We start from the raw sequence: 19,138 nt of genomic DNA on the forward strand, positions 1-19,138 counted from the left end.
TTGCACTCGGCGCAGTCGCACCGCCCGGCGCTGCCCTGACCCGAGCCGTCAGACGCTCCGATCTGCATGGACGCGTGGCGTCGCGCCTGTCGAAGAAAGCCAAACCCATCAAGCAGTCACGGGCGGGCGTGGCTGGGGACCGGAGCCGCCACTCCGTCGGCGCCACATCGCAACGAGCAGGTGAAGGCCCACGCCCAGCAGGACAAGCAGTGCGCTGCCGAGGCTCCAGATCACCCAGGCAGCTACGCTCAGACCATCAGCCAGCGATGGCGTCGCCTGCAACACACCGTGCACGGCTGACGCCACCCCAGAAAGCAGCGACGTCATCGCCTGCACGATGTCCGGCGGCACCCAGGGCGCCAACCAATCCGGCAGATGAAGGCCCTCGACTCCCGATCCAGCGCCCGTCAGCGCGCCGGCACTGGAAACCGCCCATACGGTGGCGGCGTGAAGCGCCCAGACGCCCAGCGACCAAAATGCCAACAGGCAGAACATGACAAACCAGCTGATTGCGTAGAACATAATCAAATTACCCCTATGACTGATCAGGTAGCAGTCTCACGAGAAGCGTAGTTCGAACAAATCAACTTCAGGCGGATATAAACTTCGTTTTTTTCGATGTAAGGCAATCATGCTCAACGGCCGACATCCGCGCGATTTCTGGGTCGTCGCCAAGGAAGGGGCTTCGCAGGTGCAGCCGATCGGCTAGGCGGGACGGTACAGACCATCGGCGGTGATGCTCCGGGGCGTGCAGGAAAATCCGGAAAAGTAGTAAGACGATTCAGGGAGGAGTCCGCCTCAATGCCGACGGCCGGAAACAAGGGCCCGGTTTCCCATCATCCTGCCGAGCAGATCGTGGCTGAGCTCGGGCTGAATGGAATCGGCACTGATGGGGCGTCGGCATGGCTGCCTTCCGATCAAGAAGGGAAGCGTGGGTAACGATGACTGCTTGCCTGGCGCCTTAACGTGTGCCGGATCGCCCGGAGATGCTGCGCCGCCGTCGGCGAACCCATCGCACGCAAGGAAAGGTTAAGCGCACACCAAAATGACGGCACGGGCATACCGTCAGGATGCTTCGAAAGCGCGCGCGAGCGTAGCTTCAAGTGCCGCCTGACCGGCGCACGTTTCTACGTTCATTTCACCTCACAGGAACCCCCATGCCATGTTGAAGGACAAGACCGCCCTCGTCACCGGCTCCACCTCGGGCATCGGCCTGGGCATCGCTCACGGCCTGGCTGCTCAGGGCGCCAACGTGATTCTCCATGGCTTCGGCGATCCGGCCGCGATGGCCCGTCTGAAGGACGAGTTCGCCGAGCGTTATGGCGTCCGGGTCCGCTACGACGGTACGGACATGCGCCGGCCCGAAGCGATCGAGGCCATGATGGCCGGCGCGCTGGCCGAGTTCGGCTGCATCGACCTGCTGATCAACAATGCGGGTGTCCAGCATGTGGCGCCGGTGGACGAGTTTCCGGTCGAACAGTGGGATGCCATTCTCGCGATCAACCTGACGGCCGTCTTCCACACCACGCGGCTTGCGTTGCCCGCCATGAAGCGCCGGGGCTTCGGCCGCATCGTCAACATCGCGTCCGCGCATGCGCTGGTGGCCAGTCCTTACAAGTCGGCCTACGTCGCAGCCAAGCACGGCGTTGCCGGGCTCACCAAGTCGGTGGCGCTCGAAGTGGCCGAGGCGGGCATCACCGTCAATGCGGTCGCCCCGGGCTACGTGCGGACCCCGCTGATCGACGCGCAGATCCCGGACACCGCCAAGGCTCGCGGCATCAGCGTCGAGGCGGTCGTCCGCGACGTGCTGCTGGCGGTACAGCCGACCAAGAAGTTCGTGACGGTCGAGCAGGTCGCTGCGCTGACGTGCTTCCTGTGCAGCGACGATGCCGCCTCGATCACCGGCGCGGTCCTGCCGGTGGATGGCGGCTGGACGGCGCACTGAGCGCCCGGTGCAGGCGCTGAGCCGGTGACGCCGCCGTGCAAAAGCGTCCGCTGTCGATCGACGCGAAATGCAAACCCGGCCGGTGTGCGGCGTCCCGGTTTGGCGCTAACTTATGCGTGAGGCGCGCCGTGACCGTGTGCGCCACGCACCCGCACCCCACAGCGTCATCAGTCCCGCCAGCAGCATCGCCCAGGTGCCCGGCTCCGGGATCGGCGCCGTGACGGCCGGGTTGGTCAGCAGGCCGGCGTCGCCCGACAGCGCATACCCCTGCGGCAGCAGGATGCTCAGCGTGCCGGTATTGAAGCCGTCAACCGCGCCCCACGACTGGCTGTAATCGAGCGGTCCGCTGACCGGAATCAGCGGCTCGGGCGACACCTGGGTGAACAGGTTGGCGATCAGCTGGAAGTTCTGGCCCGGAAGGAGGCTCATCGTCAGTCGCAGTTCGCCTGCCACGTTGTCCATGGCCTGGCTGCCGACCGTATAGCTCGCGCCGTCGAAATCCTCGACCACCTGCACGAAGCCCGGCTCGAAGTAGCGTTTGACCGTGCTGCCGGAGACGTTGACCGCTGTGGCATCGAGCAGATCGGTGCGAAAATCCATCGCCGCGGCGTATTCGACATTGGTGAATGCCACCGTCGAAGAAGGCAGGGCGACGGTCAACGTCGCCCCCAGAAGGTGGAACACATTGCCGCTGTAGGTGTGAAAGGCGCCGTCGAAGTTGAACACGAAGGTCACATCGACCGCTCCGCTGCCCACCTCGCCGACCACCGCCGCGGTGGCCTGCACCTGGCCGAGGGCATTGCCGATCAGGGCGTCCGGTATGCCCGCCACGCCGCGCGAATCGACTTCGCTGAATACGCGGATGACACCGTCGTCGTCGTTGGCCTGGGACTTCGACACGATGGTGACGCCGCCCGCAGACACGAAGGGCGTGCCGTCGAGATTGAGCGACTGCAGTCCGCTTCCGAGCACCGTCTGTACCGTGCCGGGCGCCGTGTCGGGGCCGCGCTGCACCAGCGTTGCGGCAGTGGCGGACAACGGGAGTACGGCCAGCGCGATCAACAGGCCGGTCAGCTGCAGCGATGGACGTCGGGATGCCATTGGACAGCTCCTTTGTTAGAGCGATGCGGGAGGCGAAGCCGGGCTTGGGCACGCCGGCCGGTGTCTGCGTGTGAGGTTGCCCTGCAGCAAAATGTGCGCCAGGTGCGATAGACAACCTTGGTTTTCAATGCTTTGCGTGCGAGGGAATTTGTAATGCCCTCAAGCGGGCGGTCCGCTCTAAAACGTCCCGACACGCTTGCATGCGTCGGCCTCGACCGGCCCGCGGAGGGCTCTGCCATCTGAGGCCTGTCGGGTAACCGTTTCCTGCAAAAATCGAAAACTGACGGCATCCCGGCCGATTTCGGGTTGCGTACCGGCGGCGTCGCGGTGCAAGCTAGGTGACCTGTCAATTCATTACGTGTCACATGAGCGAAACAGGTGCGCCGGACGCGACGAGCATACTGATCGTCGACGACATGCCGGAAAACCTAGACGTGCTGGATGGCCTTCTGCGTGCAGCGGGGTATCGCGTGAAGGCGGCGAACAACGGTCGGTCAGCGCTGCGCCTTGCGCAGGACGCGGATGCGCCGTCATTGATCCTGCTCGACGTCATGATGCCCGGCATGGATGGCTACGCCGTACTCGATGCGCTGCGTGCCGATCCTGCCACGAGCGGCATCCCGGTCATTTTCGTCACGGCGCTTGCAGGCGCTGGCGATGAAGAGGCCGGGCTGGCGCGCGGGGCAGTTGATTACATTACCAAACCGCTGAAGCCGCTGGTCGTGCTGGCGCGTGTGCGCACCCAGCTTCAGGCCAAGATGGCGCGCGACGTGCTGCGTGACCAGAACACCTGGCTGGAGCAGGAGGTCGCGCGGCGGATGGCGGAGAACGACCGCAATCAGGCGGTCAGCATTCGCGCCCTGGCCGAACTGGCTGAAACGCGCGACCAGGAGACCGGCGCGCACATCCTGCGCACGCAGATCTACGTGCGCGTGCTGGCCGAACATCTGGCTGCGCACCCGCGCTTTGCATCCACGCTGACGCCGGCCTACATCGATCTGCTGGCGCGTTCGGCACCGCTGCACGACATCGGCAAGGTGGGTATCCCGGATCACATCCTGCACAAGCGCGGCAAGCTGGATCCGGCCGAATGGACCACGATGAAAACCCACGCCTTTCTTGGCGCTCAGGCGATCGAGCGGGCCGAGCGGGATCGCAGCGGGCCGGGGGATGGCGAGCCGGTCGGTTTCCTTTCGCTGGCCAAGGAGATCGCGCACTGGCATCACGAGCACTGGGACGGAAGCGGCTACCCGGACGCGCTGGCCGGCGACGCGATCCCGGTGTCGGCCCGGCTGATGGCGCTGGCCGACGTGTTCGACGCCCTGAGCACCTGTCGGGTCTACAAGGCGTCCTTCCCGGCCGACCGGGTGAAGCGCGAAATCCTCGCCGGACGCGGCACCCACTTCGATCCGGACGTGGTGGACGCCTTCGTCGCGTGCTACGACCACTTCATCGACATCGCTCAGCGTCATGCCGACGCCCATTGACCACGAGGTGGGGCAGGATCTGGCTGTGGCGCGCCAGCGCGCCAGCCGCGGCGTGCTCAACGTCGTGCTCGGCTATCTGATCATTTCGGGGCTGTGGATACTGCTGTCGGACCAGGCGCTCGAGATGGTCACGCCCGAGGGTCCTGCCCGCACCCGCTTAAGCATCTTCAAGGGATGGTTCTTCGTCACCATCACTGCGGTGGCGCTGTATCTGCTGATGCGGCGCCTGGTCAGCGGAACGATGGATGTACTTGATCGAGAAATGCGTCTGCAGGCCGAGCGCAGGCAGGCCACTTCATTGCTGGATTCCTTCGTCAACAGCTCGTCCGACCCGATGTTCGCCAAGGACACCGACGGGCGCTATCTGCTGTTCAATCCCGAATCCTGCCGTCTGCTGAACACCACCGAAGAGGCCGTGCTCGGCCGCGATGACCGCTCGGTGCATCCGCCGGCCGAAGCGCAGCAGGTGATGGAAAACGACCGCCGGGTGATGCAGCAGAACCAGGTCATCCGCTTCGAGGAAAGGCTGGTCACCGCCGATGGCGAACGTGTCTTCCTCAGCACCAAAGGCCCGATGCACGATCCATCGGGCCGTGTGATCGGGCTGTATGGCGTGGCGCGCGACATCACCGATCGCTTCCGCGCCGAAGCCGCATTGCGCGAGAGCGAGGCGCGCTTCCGCTCGCTGTTCGAACAGTCTCCGGTCGCCTATCAGTCGCTCGACGAGCAGGGCCGTTTTCTGAGCGTCAACCCCGTGCTGTGCGAACTGATCGGCTATGCGCCGGAACAACTGATCGGCCGCCTGTTCGGCGATGTATGGATGCCTGGTGTGCGCGATGACTTCCTGTCGTGCTTCGCCAGCTTCCTGCAGAAAGGGCAGGCGCAACGCGAGATCCGGCTGCAGCACTGCGATGGTCATGAAGTCGTCGTCTGGCTGGTCGGTCGCATCCAGCGGGACCTTGACGGAAAGTTCGTCTGCACGCACTGCATCCTGGCCGACATCACCGAGCGCACGGCGGTGGCCAGTGCCCTGAAGGAGCGGGAAGAACTGCTGCGCGAAATGGGCGAAATGGCGCATATCGGCGCCTGGTCGCTGGACGTGGCAAGTGGTCGCGTCAGTTCGACTGACGAGGTCATGCGCATCCACGACATCGCTCCGGGCGACGAGGCAACGCTGGCGAGCGGGCTGGAACGTTTCGACGGCGAACATCGCCGCCGCCTCGAAGCGGCCATCCGGTCGGCCATCGACGCGGCGCAGCCCTACGATCTGGAACTGGAAATGACCAGCGCGACCGGCCGTCGAAAGTGGGTACGGGCGGTCGGTTCCCCGGTCAGCGACGGCAGCCGGATGGTGCGCCTGCGCGGCACGCTGCAGGACGTGACCGACCGCAAGCGGGCCGAGCAGTCGATCCACATGCTGTCGCAGGCGGTCGAGCAGAATCCTGCCGGCATCGTCATCACCGATGCGTCCGGGCGTGTCACCTATGTGAATGACGCCTACCTGAAACTGTCCGGGCTGGGGCGCAGCACGTTGATCGGATGTGACTTGCGTTCGCTGTACATGCCGTCCGAACAGGATGACGCGCATCCGACCCGCGCCATGCGGCTGGCGCTCGACGAGGGGCGCGCCTGGAAAGGGGAATTCACGGTGCGTCGCACCGATGGACGGGAAGCGCTGGAATACCTGGGCATGACGCCGATCCGTCAGCCGGACGGCCAGATCAGTCACTACGTGACGGTCACCCAGGACATTTCCGAACGCAAGCGCATGGAGGAAGAGCTGCAGCGCCACCGCAACCGGCTCGAAGAACTGGTGCTCAGCCGCACGTCGGAACTGGCGCTCGCAAAGGAGGCCGCCGAGGCGGCCAACCGCTCGAAGAGCCTGTTCTTCGCGAACATGAGCCATGAAATCCGCACGCCGATGAACGCCATCGTCGGGCTGGCCCATCTGCTGTCGCGTTCCGGGCTCGATGCAGTACAGCGCGAGCGGCTGACCAAGATCGAGGATGCGGCCGGCCACCTGCGCCACATCATCGACGACGTACTCGACCTGTCGAAGATCGACGCCGACAAGCTCAAACTCGAAGCGGTGGAATTCCGCATCGATTCGCTGCTCGACCAGATGCGGTCCATGCTGCTCGAACGCGCGCTCGAGCGGGGTCTTTATCTGCACGTCAGCAGTGAAGACGTTCCGTCGCTGCTGGTCGGCGATGTGATCCGCCTGCGTCAGGCCTTGCTCAACTACCTCAGCAATGCCGTGAAGTTCACCGAGCGCGGCGGCATCACCTTGACGGCGCGCCGGGTGGACGAGGGCGCCGAACAGGTCGGCGGCAAGGTGATGATCCGGTTCGAGGTCAGCGATACCGGAGTCGGTGTTGCGCCGGCCGAGCTCGGCCGGCTGTTCAGCACCTTCGAGCAGGCCGACCCTTCGACCACCCGCCGCTACGGCGGTACCGGCCTCGGGCTTGCGATCACGCGCCAGCTGGCCCGACTGATGGGCGGCGACGCCGGTGCGACGAGCGAACCGGGCAAGGGCAGCACCTTCTGGTTCACGGCCCGGCTGGCGCTGCATGATGGCCAGACCACCGCGCGCGCCGCCAGCGAGCGCCCGGACGACGCGGCGGGACGTCTGCGCACCCGGTACGCCGACGCACGCATCCTGCTGGTCGAAGACAACCCCATCAATCGCGAGGTGGCACTCGCCCTTCTGGAAGAGGCGGGCCTCGTTGCCGATATCGCCGAGGATGGCGTCCAGGCTTTGGAGCGCGTTCGCGATACGCGCTACGACCTGGTGCTGATGGACATGCAGATGCCGCGCATGGACGGCGTCGAGGCGACGCGTCGCCTGCGCCGGTTGCCTGGCTGGAGCTCGGTACCCATCCTCGCCATGACCGCCAATGCCTTTGACGAGGACCGGCGCACCTGTGCGGATGCCGGCATGGACGATTTCATTTCCAAGCCGGTCGAACCGGTCGATTTCTACGGCATGTTGCTGCGCTGGCTCGATGCGCGCAGGCCGCGCCTGGCGCCTGCCCCACCCGTCGAATCGGCGGGCGATCCCGATCCGGAGGCGCTGCACGGCCTGCTCGAAAGTCTGCTGCCCCTGCTTGAAGCGGGTGACACGCGCGCCCGCGTGCTGGTGCGGGAGTCGTCGTCGGTGATCGATGCACTGGGCGAGCCCGGAAGGCGCCTGCAGCGCGAGCTGTCCGCGTTCGACTACGACGCCGCGTTGCTGACCGCGAAGAATTTGAGCCAGCGCAATTGGAACTGAGTGGCAAGTTCGGGGAAACGCGGCACACTGTGACCTGTCCAACGTAAAATTTTGTAAGCCATCTTTCTTCACATCGCCAGCGAACTGCCCGATCCGAAATGCGCCTTCGCGTAGTGTCTCGATCCTTCATGCTGCTGGCTGTCTGCCTGGCGCTCACCGCGTGCAGTGATCCCCCGCTGTTGCCGTTGCGGGTCGGCCTCAACCCCTGGCTGGGTTACGACCCGCTCGTTCTGGCGCGCGAGCGCGGTCTGACCGATCCGGCCGCCTTGCGCATCGTCGAACTCGAATCGAGCAGCGAAAGTGCGCGGCAGCTGCGGAACGGGCTGCTCGAAGCGGCCGGCCTGACCTTGGCCGAAGCGATCGAACTGGCGAGTTCGGGCGTTGACATCAAGGTGGTGGCCATCCTCAGCCTGTCGAAAGGCGCCGACGCCGTCGTTGCGCAGCCCGGTTTTGCGACGGCTGCGTCACTGAAAGGCGCACGGATCGGCATGGAGAACAGCGCGTTGGCCGATGTCATGCTGCAGCGCCTGCTCGAAGCAGGTGCGTTGCAGCGTGATGCGCTGGCACTTTCGCGGCTGCCGGTGGTTGAGCACGAGGCCGCGCTGACGCGGGGACGCGTCGATGCGGTCATCACCTTCGAACCGGTCCTGTCCACCCTGGTGGCGGGCGGTTACCGCGTGCTGCTCGACAGTGCCAGCATGCAGGGTGAGGTGGTCGACGTGCTGGTGGTCCGCAGCGAAGCGCTGAGCGCCCGGCCGGCTCAGGTACGTGCCCTGGTGCGTGCCTTCGAGGATGGCCGGCTGGCGCTGCTGGCGCAGCCGGAGGCGGCGGCACGCACGCTGGCCGCCGGCACTGATCTGGACACCGCGTCCTACCTTCATGCACTCGAAAATGTGCGCCTGCTGACGCTGGAAGACAGCACGGTGCTGTTCGATGCGGTGCCCGACGCCCGCGCGCTGGCGCTCGGACAACTGGTGAGCGACCTGAAGGCCAGTCAGCGCATCATGACCGAACCTGACTGGACCAAGCTGTTCGACGGCCGCATTGCGGCGGATGTACTGGCCGCGGAGAAGCGACCATGACCCTGCGTCGGGTGATGCGCCTGCCTGCCCGCACTTTGGTGCCGGCGCTGATCACCGTGGTGGCGCTGATGATGGTCGGCTTCGACCACATGCTGCAGCGGTCCGACTACCGCCAGCGCGTGGAACAGGAACAGAAGCAGTTGCTGGTCGAGCGGCTGGGTATAGAACAGTCGGCGCTCGATGAGCTCATCCTGCATAACAGGCCATTGCAGCTGCGGCGTGCGGTGGCGGAGCTGGCATTGCGCCCGCATCTGACGCACGCCTACCTGACAGCTCCCGGCGGCCGCGTTGTCGCTTCCCTTGCACGTGTCGATATGGGCCTGTCGCTGTCCGATATCCTCGCGGCCGACACCCGTGGTGGTGCGGTGCTGCTTGATGCGCCGCGCGCGCTCGACAACTCGCTGCGTGTCGAGGTGGATGCGTCGCGTGCGGCGCTGATCGGCCTGTTGTCCCTCGAGGCTGGCCACCAGCTGTTGGTGCGTTCGGACCTGACGCAGCCATTCAGCCAGCGACTGCACGCGAGCCGGCTTGAACTGTGGCGGCATGCGGTGCTGATCCTCTGTTGGTCCTTGCTGCTGTCGCTGTTCCTGCACCTGATCTGGTTCCGCCGTGCGGAGCAACTGACCAATGCTGCGCGGGCGCTTGGACAGGGCCGGCTCGACACGCGCGTTGATCTCGGCGGGCGCGATGAACTCGCTGAAATCGGTTCGGCATTCAACGACATGGCGGTGCGCTTGCAGGCGCAGCATGCAGCGTTGCTGGACAGCGAGCGGCAGTTCCGCGCCATGTTCGAGCAGGCGGGCGTGGGGGTGGCACGCATCGACAGCCGCCGCGGCCACTTCATGTCGGTCAACAAGAAATACAGCGAAATCATGGGCTACGACGAAGCGGAGATGCGCGGTCTGGATTTCATGCGCCTCACGCATCCGGAGGATCTGCCTGGCAACCTTGCGCTGCTCGAATCGCTCAAGCGCAGCGATATCCGCGAGTTCTCGCTCGAAAAGCGGGTGTTCCACAAGGACGGCCGCGTCATCTGGGTCGCGCTGAGCGTGTCGCCGCTGTGGGCGCCCGGTACCGAGCCTGACTATCACCTGGCAGTCATCCAGGACATCACGGCGCGGCACGAGGCGGAACAGGCGCTCAAGCTTGAGCGGAACCGCCTGAGCGCCGCGGAGCGCATCGCCGGCCTGGGCAGCTGGGAGTTTCACAGAGCCACCGGCGGAGGCTGGTGGTCGGAACAGATGTACGCGTTCTTCGGTCTCGATCCGGCCGATGGGCTGCCCGAGCCCGAGCGATATTTGAGTCTGCTGCACCCGGACGACCGTGATCTCGTGGGGCGCGTGATGGGTCTGCTCGCAGAGGGCGCGACCGAGGTGCCCGTGTATGTCCATCGCACCTCGCCGGAGATCGGGCCTGTGCGACACCTTCGACCCAGCGTGCAAATGGTGACCGACGATGCGGGCGGTGTGGTCAAGTACGTCGGCACGCTGCTCGACGTCACGTATCAGTTCGAAGCCGAGCACGCCTTGCGCGCGTCAGAGGAGCGGCTGCGCGCCACGCTCGAGCAGGCGCCGAACGTGGCGGTGCAATGGTTCGACGCGCAAGGCCTTGTGCTGTACTGGAACGGCGGGTCCACACGGCTGTATGGCTGGCACCCGGATGAGGCGATCGGGCGCAGCATCGACACCCTGATGCACACGCGGGAAGAGGCCGACGCGTTCCGTGAATCGTTTGCGCAGATCGTGCGCAGCGGACAGTCCATCGGACCGTCCGAGTATCTGGTCAGGCACCGCGACGGTTCACCACGCTGGATCGAAGCGACGCTGTTCAGCATCCCCGGGCTGGACAAGGATCCGATCATGGTCTGCATGGATGTCGACATCACTGCTCGCAGGAACGCCGAGCGTGCGGTCGAGCAGGAGCGCACCCACCTGCGGACCCTGTTTGCCACGCTGCCCGATCTGGTGTGGCTCAAGTCTCCGGAAGGCGTCTACCTGTCGTGCAACCGGCAGTTCGAACGTCTGTGCGGCAGGATGGAAGCCGAACTGCTCGGCCGGACCGATTACGAACTGTTCAGCAAGGAAGAAGCCGACCTCTTCCGCAGTCATGACGAACGCGCGATGCGCACCGGTCACAACAGCGTCAACGAAGAGTGGGTGAACATGCGGGACACCGGTGAGCGGATGCTGCTGCAGACCATCAAGACGCCGATGCGGGACGCGGGTGGCACACTGGTCGGTGTGCTTGGCATCGCACGCGACATCACCGAGTTTCGCGAAACGCAGGACAGCCTGCGCGAGCTCAACCGTGACCTCGAACAGCGCGTCGCCGACCGCACGCAGGCGCTGTCGGATGCGATGAAGGAGCTGGAGTCCTTCTCGTACGCCGTGTCGCATGACCTGAAGGCGCCCTTGCGCGGTATCGACGGCTACAGCAAGATTCTGCTCGAGGACTACGGCGACCGCCTCGACGAACAGGGGCAGCGCTTCCTCGCCAACATCCGGAACGGCACACGCCAGATGCACGCCCTGATCGAGGATCTGCTGGCTTACTCGCGCATGGAGCGGCGTTCGCTTGAAGCGAGCCGGGTCGACCTGAGCGAGGTCATGCGCAATGTGCTGCACCGTCGCTGCGATGAAATCGCGGCGGCGTCGGTACAGATCGTGGGCGAGGTGCCGTCCATCACCGTACGTGCCGATCATCAGGGAGTCGAAATGGTGCTTCGCAACCTGCTGGACAATGCGTTGAAGTTCAGTCGCGATGCCCGTCCCGCCATCGTCACGCTGCAGGCGGCGGTGCGTGACGGGCGCGCCCATCTGAGCATTCGCGACAACGGCATCGGTTTCGACATGAAGTACCACGAGCGGATATTCGAAATCTTTCAGCGGCTGCACCGCAACGAAGACTTCTCGGGCACCGGCGTGGGGCTTGCGCTCGTGCGAAAGGCCATGCAGCGCATGGACGGCCGCGTCTGGGCAGAGAGCGCGCCGGGCGAGGGCGCCACCTTCCATCTGGAGTTTCCGGCATGAATCCCGCCACCCGCCAGCCGTCAGCGGCCCCGCCCATCCTGCTGGTCGAGGACAACCCGGTCGACATCGATCTGACCTGTCGCGCCTTCGCCCGCGACCCGCTGGCCGGACCGGTGCATGTGGCGCGCGACGGCGAAACGGCGCTCGATTTCATGCAGCGCTGGGACAAGGGCGAGCCGCCGCCCGGGCTCATCCTGCTCGACATCAACCTGCCGGGCGTCAACGGCCTCGAGGTACTGCGCCAGTTGAAGCGCCATCCGGTGCATCGCAGCATTCCGGTGGTCATGCTGAGTTCGTCCGCGGAACAGCGTGACCTGCTGGACGCCTATTCGCTGGGCGTCAATTCCTACATCGTCAAGCCGGTGGATTTCGATCGTTTCGTCGAAGCGACGGGCCAGATCGGACGTTACTGGTTCGAACTCAACCAGCCGCCGATCTGATGCGCATTCTTTACGCTGAAGATTCGGAGTTTGACGCGGATCTGACGCAGCGGGCGCTGCGCCGCGGCGGGCTGGACATCGAAATCGTGCCCACGCTGAAGGACGCACGCCAGCGTCTCGCCGACGCTGGGATCGATCTGCTGTTGACCGACCTCAAGCTGCCCGATGGCAGCGGGCTTGAATTGCTGGCTCACGTCAGGGAGCGCGCCATGCCGGTCGCGGTGGTCGTGCTGACCGGGTCGGGCGACGGCAGTTCGGCGATTGCCGCGCTGAAGGCGGGCGCCGACGACTACCTCATCAAATCCGACGCTTACCTCGAACGGCTGCCGTGCGTGATTGATGCGGCCTTGCTGCGGCACCGCTCGATGTCGGCCCGGTGCGACCGGCCGATCCGCGTGTTGTGCACCGAATCAAGCCTTGACGACGTGGAACGGATGCGCGCTCATCTGCTCAGGCATGCGCCGCAGATCCGGCTGGAAAGCACCGGCGGGACCGATGCGGTGATCAAGCGGCTGCAGGCCCGCTCCGAGGTCGACGCGAACTTCGACGTCTTGCTGATCGACGCACTGCCTGACGAAACGACCGGGCTCGATCTGGTGAAGCTGATCCGCAGCGAACGTGAGCTGTCCCTGCCCATCGTCATGCTGGCGGGTCAGGACAGCGAGCAGCTGGCCTCCAGCGCCTTGCATCTGGGTGTCGACGACTATCTGGTCAAGCATCCCGGCTATCTGTTCGAACTGCCTGCCACGCTGGAGAAGGTCCATCGCCGGGCCGAACTGGTGCTCGAAAGCGAACGTCTCAACGCCACCAACCAGCGCATGTCGCAACTGCTCGCGGCCAGTCCGACCATCGTCTACAGCCTGCGCCTGCAGGACGGCGAGTACCAGTCGTCGTGGGTCAGCGAGAACGTGACCCGCATTCTTGGCTATACGGTGGCCGAAGTACTGACGCCCGGCTGGTGGCAGACCGGCTTGCATGCGCAGGACCGCGACACCGCGCTGGCGCGCTCCGAAGGTCTCCTGCTGGACGGGCATCTCAGCCTTGACTACCGTTTCAAGCGGCGTGACGGCAGCGAAATCTGGGTGCGCGACGAACTGCGCCGGGTCGGTCAGAGCGTTGATTCGGGCGCTGAATTCGTGGGCTCGTGGACCGATATCAGCGCCGACAAGCGCGCCGCACTGATCGGCGAGGCGCGTGCCGAAGTGCTTGACCGCATCGTTGCCGCCGAACCGCTGTCCGTCATTCTCGAAGCGATCGCGCTGCGCATGCAGGCGATCGAACCGTCGACGCGCGTGTCGATCCAGCTGTTGCATGAAGTGAGCGGCCGGCTTGTGAACGGCGCCGCGCCTTCGCTGCCCGAGCGCTATCTGCAGGCGATCGAAGGCGTGCTGCCGGGGCCAGGCATGGGCTCGTGCGGTACGTCGGCCTGGGCGGGCGAAACCGTGCTGGTCGAGAATGTGTTCGAGCACCCGGACTGGGCGTCTCATGTCGAGTTGGCGCGCCTGGGCGGCTTCAGTGCCTGCTGGTCCGTGCCCTACAAGGACAAGGACGGGCGCGTGCTCGGCACCTTCGCGCTCTATCACGACACACCCTGTCTGCCGGATGCCGCGCAGCTGGAGCTGATCAACGATTTCAGCCGCATCACCGGCCTGGCCGTGCAGAAAGTGCGCGCAGCCACCGCACTCAGGCAGGCTGGCGCGGTGTTCGAAAGCACGCGCGACGGCATATTCATCACCGATCTCGACGCGCAGATCGTCGCCGTCAATCGCGCATTCACCCACATCAGCGGCTACAGCGAATTCGAAGCCATCGGTCAGACACCGCGCATGCTGCAGTCCGGGCGCCACGACGCGCCGTTCTACCAGGCTATGTGGACGTCTTTGCTGGACAGCGGCAACTGGCAGGGTGAGGTGTGGAACCGGCGCAAGAACGGCGAGCTTTACCAGCAACTGCTCACCATCAGCACGGTGCGCAACGAAGCCGGCGCGCCCAGCCACTATGTTTCGGTCATGACCGACATCAGCCAGCTCAAGCGCTCCGAAGCCAAGCTCGACTACCTGGCGCACCACGATCCGCTGACCGATCTTCCGAATCGCCTGCTGATGCAGTCGCGTATCCAGCATGCGATCGAACGCGCCGCCCGCAGCCGCTGCCATCTCGCGCTGCTGTTCATCGATCTGGACCGCTTCAAGAACGTCAATGACAGTCTGGGTCACCCGGCCGGCGACGAACTGCTGGCCGCCATCGCGAAGCGTTTGCGCAGCCGCCTGCGCGAGGTCGACACACTGGCCCGTCTGGGCGGCGACGAGTTCGTGCTGCTGATCGAGGAAATGTCGGTGCCGGAAGACGCCGCGATCGTCGCGCAGATGCTGATCGACCTGCTGACGGCGCCGTTCAGCCTGAGCCAGGGACGCGAAATCTACATCGGTGCGAGCATCGGCATTTCGGTCTTTCCGGATGACGGCCGCAACGTGACCGAGCTGATCCAGCATTCCGATGTGGCCATGTACCAGGCCAAAGAGGCGGGGCGCGGCGCGTTCCGCTTCTACACCGAAGCCATGAGCCGCGCTGCGCAGGACCGGCTGCATCTGGACACGCGGCTGCGCCGTGCGCTGGAGCGCGGCGAATTCACGCTGCATTTCCAGCCACAGGTCGACATGACCAGCGGCCGGCTGACCGGCGCCGAAGCGCTGGTGCGCTGGATCGATCCGGAAGAGGGCGTCATTTCACCGGCGCGTTTCATTCCGGTGGCGGAGGAAACCGGTCTGATCGTGCCGATCGGTGAGTGGGTATTGCGCGCGGCCTGTGCCCAGGTGCGCGCATGGCGCGACGCCGGCCACGTCCTGACGGTGGCAGTCAACCTGTCGGCGCGCCAGCTGCAGCAGGCCGATCTCGCCCAGCGCGTGGCCGCGTTGATGGCGGAGTTCGGCATCGGCCCGGACTGGCTCGAATTCGAACTGACCGAATCGATGCTGGCCGGCGAACAGGCCGCAACCGAAATGCGGCTGCGCGAGCTCAAGGCGCTCGGCATCGCGCTGTCGATCGATGATTTCGGTACCGGCTACTCGTCGCTGGCCTACCTGAAGCGTTTTCCGATCGACGTGCTGAAGATTGACCAGAGCTTCGTGCGCGACATCCCGCACGACCGCAATGACATGGAAATCGCCGCCACCATCATCGCCATGGCGCACACGCTGAAAATGCGCGTCGTGGCTGAAGGCGTCGAAACCCCCGACCAGCTCGCATTCCTGAAAGAACGCGACTGCGATGCCTGGCAGGGTTATCTGTTCAGCAAGCCGCTGCCCGGCGAAGAATTCGCGATGCGTTTCCTGCAGGGCTGATGGGGCACGGACACCTGTGGGAGCGGCGGCCTCGCCGCGATCGAGCAGCGATGGTCGATGATCAGCGTGCACATCGCGGCGAGGGCGGCGCGGGGGTTTCGGCGAGCACTGCTCGCCGCCCGCAGAGCCGGCTGGCCATGCAAGGCCAGCAGTGGACCGCCGCTCCCACAGATCACTGCGCCTGCTGAATGCTTATCCCGATGTTCTTGTCCTTGAACCGGCACAGGTCGGTGATGTTGCACCGACCGCACAGCGGCTTGCGTGCGGTGCAGGTATAGCGGCCGTGCAGGATGAGCCAGTGGTGGGCGTGGTCCATGAATTCCTTCGGGACCACCTTGAGCAGTGCCTGTTCGACCGCGACGACGTCCTTGCCGGGCGCGAGGCCGATGCGGTTCGAAATGCGGAAGATGTGCGTATCGACCGCCATGGTCGGCTCGCCGAACACGATGTTCAGCACCACGTTGGCCGTCTTGCGGCCGACGCCGGGCAGTGCTTCGAGCGCGGCGCGGTCGTTCGGCACTTCGCCGCCATGCTTCTCCAGAAGCTGGTGCGACAGTGACACGACGTTCTTCGCCTTGGCGCGGAACAGGCCGATGGTCTTGATGATGTCCTCGACCGCGGCGACGCCCAGGCTGACCATGGCTTCCGGCGTCGGCGCCACGGGAAACAGCCGGCGCGTGGCGACATTCACGCCCTTGTCGGTCGCCTGCGCCGACAGCACCACGGCCACCAGCAGCTGAAACGGCGAGCCGTATTCGAGATCGCTTTGCGGATGCGGGTTGGCGGCGCGCCAGCGCTCGAACATCGTCTGGATGTCGGCGCGTGCGAGCTTGCTGACCCGCGCCCCCATCAGGCAGACGCCGTGTCCGCCGGAGCGTGCGGTGCCGCCGGACGGGCGGCCGCGGCGCGCGCGACCCACGCGTTGCGCGCAGCGATCAGCAGTCCGAGCAGGATGAAGGCACCGGGCGGCAGGATGGCGATCAGCAGGCCGGGGTAGTCGTCACCGAGCAGCCTGAATGCCTGCGCGCCCGGAATGATCATGTCGATACCCGAAAACAGCGTGCCCGCGCCGATCAGTTCGCGGGCGCCGCCCAGCAGCGCCAGCACCCACAGCAGGCCGACGCCCATCGCCGCACCATCCCACGCGGCGGCCAGCGGAGAGTTCTTCGCCGCGAAGGCTTCCACCCGCGCCAGCACGATGCAGTTGGTGACGATCAGCGGAATGAAGATGCCCAGCACCAGATAGAGCTCGTGCAGCCAGGCGTTGAATGCGAGGTCCAGGCAGGTGACCAGCGCGGCGATGATGAGGATGAACACCGGGATGCGGATTTCGTAAGGGATCAGCGTGCGCAGCGCCGCCACGGCGCCGCTGGCCAGCGCCATCACCAGCACGGTCGCCAGTGACAGGCTGACCGCATTGACCAGCGTATTGCTGACCGCCAGCAGCGGACACAGGCCGAGCAGTTGCACCAGCGCGGTGTTGTTTTCCCACAGGCCCTTGCGACCGATGTCGCCGTACGCTGTGCGTTCTTCAAGATTCATTGTGAGCAGATCCTGTCTTCACCGCGGATTCTCGCGGAATGGGCAAAAAAAGGCTGATCCGGGTTCCGGCCGTCCGCAGCATTCAGCGTCCCTCATCCGGCGCTTCCGCATCGATCCGCCGCGCGTCCTTCTCCGCCAGTACCTTGCCCGCGTCGGCGCCCACCGGCAAGTCGAACAACGCGTCGCGCACGGGCGCGATCGCCGCCACCGCACGACCGGTGGCGCGCACGACGGCACGTGGCGAAATCGTGGCACCCGTCATGTAGGCGAAGTCGCCACCGTCCTTGCGCACGGCCCAGCTGCCCGCCTGCGCGGTGTCGCGGCCGGCGAACTGGGCGATCCACTTCGGCGTGGCGCGGTCCTTGGCCGGATCGATGTAGTCGCCCAGACCGGGCGTTTCCTTGTGCGCGACCACGCGCACGCCGCCCAGCGTGCCGTCGGCACGCAGCGCGATCAGCAGGCGGATCGCGCCGCTGTAGCCGTCGGGCGCCTGCGCCTCGAACACCAGCGCCACCGGATCTGCGCCGCGTCGCGCGCGATGCAGCGTGACCGGTCCGGCGATGCCCAGCGCCGGCAGCGTCGGCACCTGCACGATGTCGGTCAGCAGTGCATTGTCGTAGTCGCCCTGCGGCAGCACCTGCGCGATCAGCTCGAGCCGGCGCGCTTCGACCGATGCGCGGATCGGCTCGCGCGTGGCTTCGAACGTGAGCGCCATCAGCGCGGTGAAGATGAGCGTGAAGGTGCCGAGCAGAAGGGCCGACCGGGCGGCGGTGCCGGCCGCACTGGCCGGCGGTGTCAGCTCGTTCTGTGGCGTTTCGGCCGGTGCCGGATCGGCAGCCGGTGGCGTCGCCGGGGTGTCGCGCTCCGCGTCGCTCATCGGGCGCCTCCGTCCGGCGGTTCGACCTTGTGGCCGAACACGGGCGGCTGGGTCTTGATGTCGATCAGCGGCACGCAGATGTTCAGCAGCAGCACTGCGAACGCGATGCCGTCCGGGTAGGCGCCGAAGGCGCGGATCAGCCAGGCGATCAGCGCGATGCCCGCCGCGAAGATCAGTTTCCCGCGCGGCGTCGTGGCGCCCGACACCGGATCGGTCGCAATGAAGAAGGCACCCAGCATGGTGCCGCCGGCCAGCAGGTGGAAAGCCGGGCTGGCGTAGTGCGATGGATCGATCAGCCAGGTCACGCCGGACACCAGCGCCATGGCGCCGAGGAAGGCGACCGGAATGTGCCAGGTGATGATGCGCAGCGCGAGCAGCAGCAGGCCCCCTGCGCCCCAGGCCAGTGCGACCCATTCCCAGCCGGCGCCGGCGACGTGACCGAAAGCCGCTGACTGCATCACGGCGGAGACGTCGGCGTTGCCGAGCAGCCCGGTGCGCAGCGCGTCCAGCGGCGTGGCGCCGGTCACCGCGTCGAGTGCGCGCTCCCCACCGAGCACCCAGTGCAGCTGTGTGGCCGGGTCGCCGCCCTGCAGCCCGGGCCACTGCGACATCAGCGCCGGAAAGCTGATGATCAGCACGCAATAGGCCAGCATGGCCGGGTTGAACGGATTCTGGCCGAGGCCCCCATACAGGTGCTTGCCGATGATGATCGCGAACGACGTGCCGATGATGATCATCCACCAGGGCAGCAGCGGCGGCAGGCAGACGGCGATCAGCCAGGCGGTGACCAGGGCGCTGCCGTCGCCCAGTGCGCGCGCCACCGGTCGACGGCGCAGCGACAGCATCGCGGCTTCGCAGGCCAGCGCAGTGGCGCTGGCGAGGGCGATCTGCAGCAGCAGGCCGATGCCGAACAGCCACACCTGCACGGCAATGGCCGGCAGCATGGCGACGAGCACGGTCACCATGACGCGGCGCACGCTGGTGTTCTGGCGGAGATAGGGCGAGTTGTACATCGGAGTCCGT

Annotated in this window: 13 protein-coding genes; 7 read left to right on the forward strand and 6 right to left on the reverse strand. The window is 65.8% G+C overall.

Translation table 11 applies throughout. The features are described 5' to 3' along the window. Nucleotides 1-108: 108 nt before the first annotated feature. Nucleotides 109-522 (reverse strand): hypothetical protein, encoded by a 414-nt coding sequence (locus tag ACTIFF_RS09110; RefSeq protein WP_439536530.1) that lies wholly within the window; start codon nucleotides 520-522, stop codon nucleotides 109-111. A 640-nt stretch (nucleotides 523-1,162) separates the two neighbouring features. On the opposite strand from ACTIFF_RS09110, the gene ACTIFF_RS09115 reads away from it, so the two are divergent. Beyond that, a complete protein-coding gene (locus tag ACTIFF_RS09115; protein ID WP_439536531.1) occupies nucleotides 1,163-1,945 on the forward strand; it encodes a 3-hydroxybutyrate dehydrogenase in 783 nt (260 codons plus the stop codon). Between the two features lie 105 nt (nucleotides 1,946-2,050). Here ACTIFF_RS09115 and ACTIFF_RS09120 read toward each other — a convergent pair whose 3' ends face one another. After that, nucleotides 2,051-3,046 (reverse strand): PEP-CTERM sorting domain-containing protein, encoded by a 996-nt coding sequence (locus ACTIFF_RS09120; RefSeq protein WP_439536532.1) that lies wholly within the window; start codon nucleotides 3,044-3,046, stop codon nucleotides 2,051-2,053. Between the two features lie 365 nt (nucleotides 3,047-3,411). Between ACTIFF_RS09120 and ACTIFF_RS09125 the strand changes: the two genes are divergently transcribed. From ACTIFF_RS09125 to ACTIFF_RS09150, 6 genes are all read left to right on the forward strand, one after another. After that, nucleotides 3,412-4,533 (forward strand): response regulator, encoded by a 1,122-nt coding sequence (locus ACTIFF_RS09125; protein WP_439536533.1) that lies wholly within the window; start codon nucleotides 3,412-3,414, stop codon nucleotides 4,531-4,533. Next, entirely contained in the window at nucleotides 4,517-7,804 is a 3,288-nt protein-coding gene (locus tag ACTIFF_RS09130) for a PAS domain S-box protein (protein WP_439536534.1), read from the forward strand. The genes ACTIFF_RS09125 and ACTIFF_RS09130 overlap by 17 nt, the downstream gene beginning before the upstream one ends. Before the next feature lie 98 nt (nucleotides 7,805-7,902). Next, nucleotides 7,903-8,886, forward strand: coding sequence for an ABC transporter substrate-binding protein (locus ACTIFF_RS09135; RefSeq protein ID WP_439536535.1), 984 nt, complete (start codon nucleotides 7,903-7,905; stop codon nucleotides 8,884-8,886). After that, nucleotides 8,883-11,915, forward strand: a complete 3,033-nt coding sequence (locus tag ACTIFF_RS09140) for a PAS domain S-box protein (RefSeq protein ID WP_439536536.1) — start codon at nucleotides 8,883-8,885, stop codon at nucleotides 11,913-11,915. The genes ACTIFF_RS09135 and ACTIFF_RS09140 overlap by 4 nt, the downstream gene beginning before the upstream one ends. Further along, nucleotides 11,912-12,355 carry a response regulator gene (locus tag ACTIFF_RS09145; RefSeq protein WP_439536537.1) on the forward strand — a complete coding sequence of 148 codons (444 nt, stop codon included), beginning with the start codon at nucleotides 11,912-11,914 and terminating at the stop codon, nucleotides 12,353-12,355. The genes ACTIFF_RS09140 and ACTIFF_RS09145 overlap by 4 nt, the downstream gene beginning before the upstream one ends. Then, a complete protein-coding gene (locus ACTIFF_RS09150; RefSeq protein WP_439536538.1) occupies nucleotides 12,355-15,696 on the forward strand; it encodes an EAL domain-containing protein in 3,342 nt (1,113 codons plus the stop codon). The genes ACTIFF_RS09145 and ACTIFF_RS09150 overlap by 1 nt, the downstream gene beginning before the upstream one ends. Nucleotides 15,697-15,868: 172 nt before the next feature. Here the strand turns inward: ACTIFF_RS09150 and nth are convergent, their stop codons facing one another. The 4 genes from nth to ACTIFF_RS09170 form a co-directional block, all read right to left on the reverse strand. After that, on the reverse strand, nucleotides 15,869-16,546 hold the full coding sequence (gene nth, locus ACTIFF_RS09155; protein WP_439536539.1) for an endonuclease III: 678 nt from the start codon (nucleotides 16,544-16,546) through the stop codon (nucleotides 15,869-15,871). After that, nucleotides 16,546-17,238, reverse strand: a complete 693-nt coding sequence (gene rsxE / locus ACTIFF_RS09160) for an electron transport complex subunit RsxE (RefSeq protein ID WP_439536540.1) — start codon at nucleotides 17,236-17,238, stop codon at nucleotides 16,546-16,548. The genes nth and rsxE overlap by 1 nt, the downstream gene beginning before the upstream one ends. Nucleotides 17,239-17,320: 82 nt before the next feature. Beyond that, a complete protein-coding gene (gene rsxG / locus ACTIFF_RS09165; RefSeq protein ID WP_439536541.1) occupies nucleotides 17,321-18,115 on the reverse strand; it encodes an electron transport complex subunit RsxG in 795 nt (264 codons plus the stop codon). After that, nucleotides 18,112-19,128, reverse strand: a complete 1,017-nt coding sequence (locus ACTIFF_RS09170) for an RnfABCDGE type electron transport complex subunit D (RefSeq protein ID WP_439536542.1) — start codon at nucleotides 19,126-19,128, stop codon at nucleotides 18,112-18,114. Before ACTIFF_RS09170 ends, rsxG begins: the two co-directional genes overlap by 4 nt. Nucleotides 19,129-19,138 lie beyond the last annotated feature (10 nt).

The sequence above is a fragment of the Methyloversatilis sp. genome (assembly GCF_051861465.1).
Taxonomy (GTDB): domain Bacteria; phylum Pseudomonadota; class Gammaproteobacteria; order Burkholderiales; family Rhodocyclaceae; genus Methyloversatilis.